The sequence below is a fragment of the Kitasatospora sp. NPDC002965 genome (genome assembly GCF_040611255.1).
In the GTDB taxonomy this organism is placed as follows: Bacteria; Actinomycetota; Actinomycetes; order Streptomycetales; family Streptomycetaceae; genus Kitasatospora.
The window spans coordinates 1-5607 of sequence record NZ_JBEXNT010000246.1 but is presented as its reverse complement, the minus strand read 5'-3'; the positions used below and the strand labels follow the sequence as shown (position 1 = coordinate 5607).

The 5607-nt window shown below is 74.3% G+C and carries 6 protein-coding genes; 4 read left to right on the top strand and 2 right to left on the bottom strand.

Translation table 11 applies throughout. From position 1 onward, the window contains the following. Positions 1 to 448: 448 nt before the first annotated feature. Positions 449 to 1333 (top strand): DMT family transporter, encoded by an 885-nt coding sequence (locus ABZY91_RS41150; RefSeq protein WP_355409270.1) that lies wholly within the window; start codon positions 449 to 451, stop codon positions 1331 to 1333. 74 nt (positions 1334 to 1407) lie between these two features. Here ABZY91_RS41150 and ABZY91_RS41145 read toward each other — a convergent pair whose 3' ends face one another. Together ABZY91_RS41145 and ABZY91_RS41140 are read right to left on the bottom strand one after the other, a co-directional pair. Beyond that, positions 1408 to 1719 carry a hypothetical protein gene (locus tag ABZY91_RS41145; protein WP_355409268.1) on the bottom strand — a complete coding sequence of 104 codons (312 nt, stop codon included), beginning with the start codon at positions 1717 to 1719 and terminating at the stop codon, positions 1408 to 1410. Next, positions 1716 to 2036 (bottom strand): SAV_915 family protein, encoded by a 321-nt coding sequence (locus ABZY91_RS41140; RefSeq protein ID WP_355409266.1) that lies wholly within the window; start codon positions 2034 to 2036, stop codon positions 1716 to 1718. The genes ABZY91_RS41145 and ABZY91_RS41140 overlap by 4 nt, the downstream gene beginning before the upstream one ends. 188 nt (positions 2037 to 2224) lie before the next feature. Between ABZY91_RS41140 and ABZY91_RS41135 the strand changes: the two genes are divergently transcribed. The 3 genes from ABZY91_RS41135 to ABZY91_RS41125 all read left to right on the top strand — a co-directional run bounded on the left by ABZY91_RS41135 (position 2225) and on the right by ABZY91_RS41125 (position 5487). Next, positions 2225 to 2707, top strand: a complete 483-nt coding sequence (locus ABZY91_RS41135) for a helix-turn-helix domain-containing protein (RefSeq protein ID WP_355409264.1) — start codon at positions 2225 to 2227, stop codon at positions 2705 to 2707. After that, a complete protein-coding gene (locus tag ABZY91_RS41130; RefSeq protein WP_355409262.1) occupies positions 2700 to 3080 on the top strand; it encodes a DUF4180 domain-containing protein in 381 nt (126 codons plus the stop codon). Before ABZY91_RS41135 ends, ABZY91_RS41130 begins: the two co-directional genes overlap by 8 nt. Positions 3081 to 3267: 187 nt before the next feature. Beyond that, positions 3268 to 5487: an NADP-dependent isocitrate dehydrogenase gene (locus tag ABZY91_RS41125; RefSeq protein ID WP_329880047.1), complete on the top strand. Its 2220-nt coding sequence runs from the start codon at positions 3268 to 3270 to the stop codon at positions 5485 to 5487. The last annotated feature ends 120 nt before the right edge of the window (positions 5488 to 5607 follow it).

Sequence of the window (5607 nt, the reverse complement as noted above, 5' to 3'; positions counted from 1 at the left end):
GGGGGGTTGGGGGCGGGGGCGCGGCGGGGGGTGTGGTCGTTTTCCCCCGGGCCGGGGGCGTCCCGGGGGGGGCCGGGGTGGGGTGCTCCCCGGGGGCCCCCGCCCCGTGGCGCGAGGGGTGACGAGGTCCCGGTGACCGCCCGCGTCGACCCGGCGACGACGGCGTTCCGCGCGCCGTACAGCCGTCCCGAGCCGGTGGTCGAGCCGACGGAGGCCCACCTCGGGCCGATCAGTCCGATCTCGCCACGGCCCGCCCGCCCGCCGGCCGGCGCTAGGGTGGCCCCATGCGCTTCGTGATCCTGCCGCCGCCCGTCCGCTAGCGGGCGGCCCCTCCACGCACACCCCGCCCGGCGGCCCCCCGCCACCGGGCCGATGAGTGCCGCCCGCGCCACCGGTGGACCTCATCCGGCCGGGCCCCGCCCGGCACCCCGTCGTGGAGAACGAACGCATGACCACTCATGTCGCCGTGCCGGTCCGGCACGGCCTGCTGTCCATCTCGGCCGCCGCCGTGGCCTGGGGCGCGGGCGGAGCCGTCGCCGCCCTGCTGCTGCGCACCGGAGGGCTCGGCCCGGTGGCCGTCTGTGCCTGGCGGTTCGCCGTCGCGGCCGGCTGCCTCGCGCTGCTGCCCGCCCTCCGGCGGACGGCCGGGGGACGGGCCTCCGGCGCCCCGCGCCGCGCGGCCGTCCTGACCGGGCTCGCACTGGCCGTCAGCCAGTGCGCCTACTTCGGCTCGGTCCAGTACGCGGGTCTCGGCCTCGGCACCTTGATCACCATCGGCGCCGGTCCGGTGCTCACCAGCCTCGGTGCCCACCTGCTGCTCGGTGAGCGCCTGACGGCCCGGGCGTCGGTCGCGCTCGCCCTCGCGCTCGGCGGGCTGGCGCTGCTGGTGGCCGCCCCGGCGGCCGGTCCGCGTCCGCTGCTCGGGGCGGCCCTCGCGGTGCTGGCCGGGGCCGGGCAGAGCGGGCTGACGCTCTGGGCGCGCGGTGGCGGTTCGGCGCGCGCCTCGACCGGGGCGTTCACCACCGGGCTGCTCTGCCTGCTGCCGCTCGCGGTGGCGGAGGGCGGGGTCCTGCCGTCCGGCGGGGAGCCGCTGGCGACGGCCGGTGCGCTGCTCTTCCTCGGCACCGTGCCCACCCTGTTCGCCTACCGGTGGTACTTCGCCGGTCTGACCGTGGTGCCGGGGGTGACGGCCGCCGTCCTGGTACTGCTCGAACCGGCGACGGCCGCGGTGCTCGGCGTCGTGTGCTTCGGCGAGCCGCTCACCGCGGCCCTGGTGGCGGGTTCGGCGCTGCTGCTGACCGCCGTCGCGGCCCTCACCCGCCAGGGGGTGTAGGCCCTCCCGGCGCCCGCGCCCGCGCCCGGCCTGCGCCCGGCCCGCGCCCCCAACGGACAGCGGGGCACGGGCCGTCAGGGCACGGACCGGAGCGCGGGCTGACCCGGGATCAGCGCCCGCAGGACGAGGTCGATGCGGACGTGGGCGGCCCCGGCGCGCAGCAGGGCGATGGAGACGGCCCGTAACTCCTCCGGCCCGGTGCAGGCGAGCCGGAGTTCGAGGTCGGCGTCGCCGGCCAGGGCGAGGCCGCTCTGGACGGCCGGGAACTCGGCGGCCAGCCGGTCGAAGTCGAGCGGGACCGGGCCGTAGCTCACCCGGGCGAGGGCCTGCAGCGGCCGGGCCTCCTCGGGCCCGGGCGCGCCGGGCACGAGGTGGAGGGCGCTCACCGGTGCTGCAGCCGGGCGGCCGGGAGGCCGGTGCCCGCCGCCGGGCGGCCGGTCGGGCGGTCCGCGCCGCCCGCGACGGGCTGCGCGACCAGGCGCGGGTCCAGGACCAGCTCGTCGACGCCGAGCGGGGCGGTCAGGGCGCGCAGGGCGGGTTCGCCGAGCTCGACGGCGGCCTGCCCGGCGCCGAGCAGGCCGGCCAGCGCGCCGGCGGAGCTGAAGCCGACCGCGCAGCGGCGGCCGTCCCGAAGGCGGAAGAGGCGGAGAGCGGTGGTCCTGCCGGTGACGGTGACCGGGACGTGCCAGACGACGCGGGCCATGCGGGTGCTCCCGAGTGGTGGAGGGGCCTGCCGGAACTGCTCCTTCGACGCTAGGGCGGCGCCGGGCACTCGGACGCCGTCCTGACGCAGCGTTGACCGAATGCCGCGCTGCGTTGACGAAGTTCTGACGGTCGGCTGTACCGCTCATCGGACAGCACTCCCTATCCTTCCCTATCCAGCCTGTTCTCATGGTAGTTTTCGACCGTAAGGAGTCGTCGCGCGAAGGGTGTCCGGTGCCGGAGTACTACTCGGTGGAACAGGTGGCCGAGCTGCTGGGGCTGCACGTGCGGACGGTCCGCGGCTACGTCCGCGACGGCCGGCTGCGGGCCACCAGGATCGGGAAGCAGTACCGGATCGCCCGCCGCGACTTCGAGTCCTTCGCCGGCGCGGACCCCGAGGCGTCGGCGCCGCCGGAGCCCGGTCCGCTGCACGTCGAGGTCTCCACCGTCGTCCAGATCGACGGCGTCGGTGTGCGGGAGGCCGTCAGGCTGTCGAACACCCTCGTGGCACTGGTCTCGGGCCCGCGCGGGAACACCGTCCCGACGCGGGTGGAGTCCCTCCACAACGAGGAGCGCGCGACCCTCAAGGTGATCATCCTCGGCGATCCGGCCGACACGGCCGAGCTGCTCGCCGTCATCCACTCCATGACCACGGAGAACCGTCATGTCTGAGCACAGCCCCACCGCCCCGTCCGGTGTCCTGCGGCTGCCCGCCGAGGGCCCGGCCATCCGCGACGAGTCCGCGGCGATGGACGTCATCGGCGACGCCCTGGGTCGCGACGCCGCCTGGGTGCTCGTCCCGGCCGAGCGCTTCCCGGACGAGTTCTTCACCCTGAGCACCCGGATCGCGGGCGGGATCGTGCAGAAGTTCGCCACCTACCGCGTCGGGCTCGCCGTCCTCGGTGACATCTCCCGGCACACCCTGGCCAGCGGCGCCCTGCGGGACTTCGTCCGGGAGTCCAACCGGGGCGGGCAGCTCTGGTTCCTGGCCGACCGGGCCGAGTTCGAGGCGCGGCTGGCGGCCCGCTCCGGCGCCCTCCGGTAGCCCCCTCCGGCGGTCCTCCGGGCGCTCCGCTTGCCGCGCGCCCGCGCCGGGACCACCGTGGAGCTGACCGTCGCCCCGGCGCCCCGGACGCCTCCCCCCGCACATCCGAACCGGGGGGAGGTGGAGCGAAGGGGCGATCACGAGATATCTTGACGTCAAGACGTTGGAGACGCGAAGCGGAGTACCGATGACTGACTCGACCATCATCTATACGCACACCGACGAGGCGCCGGCCCTGGCAACGTACTCGTTCCTGCCGGTCGTGCAGGCGTATGCCTCGACGGCGGGCGTGAAGGTGGAGACACGCGACATCTCCCTCGCCGGGCGGATCATCGCGAGCTTCCCGGAGCGTCTGGAGGAGGGCCAGCAGATCGGCGACGCCCTCGCCGAGCTGGGCGCGCTCGCCAAGACCCCGGGCGCCAACATCATCAAGCTGCCGAACATCTCGGCGTCCATCCCGCAGCTGAAGGCGGCCGTCGCCGAGCTGCAGGCGCAGGGCTACGCGCTGCCGGACTACCCGGACGACCCGCAGACCGACGAGGACAAGGACGTCCGCGCCCGTTACGACAAGGTCAAGGGCAGCGCCGTCAACCCGGTCCTGCGCGAGGGCAACTCGGACCGCCGGGCCCCCGCGTCGGTCAAGAACTACGCCAAGACGCACCCGCACCGCATGGGCGCGTGGTCGGCCGACTCCAAGACCAACGTCGCCACCATGGGCGAGAACGACTTCCGCTCCACCGAGAAGTCCACCGTGATCGCCGAGGCCGGTTCGCTGCGCATCGAGCTGCTCGCCGCGGACGGCACCACCACGGTGCTCCGCGAGTCGGTCCCGGTCCAGGCCGGCGAGGTCGTCGACGCCTCCGTGCTGCACGTCGCCGCCCTGCACGAGTTCCTGGCCGCCCAGGTCGCCCGGGCCAAGGCGGAGGGCGTGCTGTTCTCGGTCCACCTCAAGGCCACCATGATGAAGGTCTCCGACCCGATCATCTTCGGCCACGTGGTCCGCGCCTTCTTCCCGAAGACCTTCGCCGCGTACGGCCCGGCGCTCGTCGCCGCCGGCCTGAACCCGAACAACGGCCTCGGCGGCATCCTCGCCGGCCTCGACGCGCTGGAGAACGGCGCCGAGATCAAGGCCTCGTTCGACGCCGAGCTGGCCGACGGCCCGGCCCTGGCCATGGTCGACTCGGACAAGGGCATCACCAACCTGCACGTCCCGAGCGACGTCATCGTCGACGCCTCGATGCCGGCCATGATCCGCACCTCCGGCCACATGTGGGGCCCGGACGGCCAGGAGGCCGACACCCTCGCCGTGCTGCCCGACAGCAGCTACTCCGGTGTCTACCAGGCCGTCCTCGACGACTGCCGCGCCCACGGCGCCCTGAACCCGGCCACCATCGGCTCCGTTCCGAACGTCGGCCTGATGGCCCAGGCCGCCGAGGAGTACGGCAGCCACGACAAGACCTTCGAGATCGCCGCCGCGGGCACCGTCCGCCTGGTCGACACCGAGGGCAACGTCGTCCTGGAGCAGGCCGTCGAGCCGGGCGACATCTTCCGCTCCTGCCAGACCAAGGACCTGCCGATCCGCGACTGGGTCAAGCTGGCCGTCACCCGCGCCCGTGTCTCGGGCGACCCGGCCGTCTTCTGGCTGGACGAGACCCGTGCGCACGACGCCGTCCTGATCGAGAAGGTCAAGGCCTACCTGCCGGAGCACGACACCACCGGCCTGCAGATCGAGATCAAGGCCCCGGTCGACGCCACCACGTTCTCGCTGGAGCGCATCCGCCGCGGCGAGAACACCATCTCGGTCACCGGCAACGTGCTGCGCGACTACCTGACCGACCTCTTCCCGATCCTGGAGCTGGGCACCAGCGCCAAGATGCTGTCGGTCGTGCCGCTGATCAACGGCGGCGGCCTGTTCGAGACCGGCGCCGGCGGCTCCGCCCCGAAGCACGTCCAGCAGCTGGTCAAGGAGAACTACCTGCGCTGGGACAGCCTGGGCGAGTTCTTCGCGCTGGCCGCGAGCTTCGAGCACCTGGCCCGCACCACGGAGAACGCCCGCGCCCAGGTGCTGGCCGACACCCTGGACCGCGCGACCGGCACCTTCCTCAACGAGGACAAGTCGCCGAGCCGTCGCCTCGGCGGCATCGACAACCGCGGCAGCCACTTCTACCTGGCCCTGTACTGGGCCCAGGAGCTGGCCGGCCAGACCGCGGACGCCGAGCTGGCGCAGGCCTTCGCCGGCCTCGCCGAGTCGCTGGGCGAGCAGGAGCAGGCCATCGTCGAGGAGCTGGCCGCCGTCCAGGGCACGCCGGTCGAGCTCGGTGGCTACTACCAGCCGGACCCGGCCAAGGCCGCGGCCGCGATGCGTCCGTCGAAGACCTTCAACGACGCGCTGGCCAACCTCGGCTGACCGCAGGCGAAGTGAACCGGGAGGCCCCGGGATCCGCAGGAGCGGATCCCCGGGGCACCCCGCGGTGCCCCCGCCCCCCGCCCGGCGCCCCATCGGGAGAGCGGCGGGGAGGGGCAGAGG

Coding starts and splice junctions, on each gene's coding strand:
- ABZY91_RS41150 (WP_355409270.1), top strand. CDS start 449: ATGACCACTCATGTCGCCGTGCCGGTCCGGCACGGCCTGCTGTCCATC.
- ABZY91_RS41140 (WP_355409266.1), bottom strand. CDS start 2,036: ATGGCCCGCGTCGTCTGGCACGTCCCGGTCACCGTCACCGGCAGGACC.
- ABZY91_RS41135 (WP_355409264.1), top strand. CDS start 2,225: ATGGTAGTTTTCGACCGTAAGGAGTCGTCGCGCGAAGGGTGTCCGGTG.
- ABZY91_RS41130 (WP_355409262.1), top strand. CDS start 2,700: ATGTCTGAGCACAGCCCCACCGCCCCGTCCGGTGTCCTGCGGCTGCCC.
- ABZY91_RS41125 (WP_329880047.1), top strand. CDS start 3,268: ATGACTGACTCGACCATCATCTATACGCACACCGACGAGGCGCCGGCC.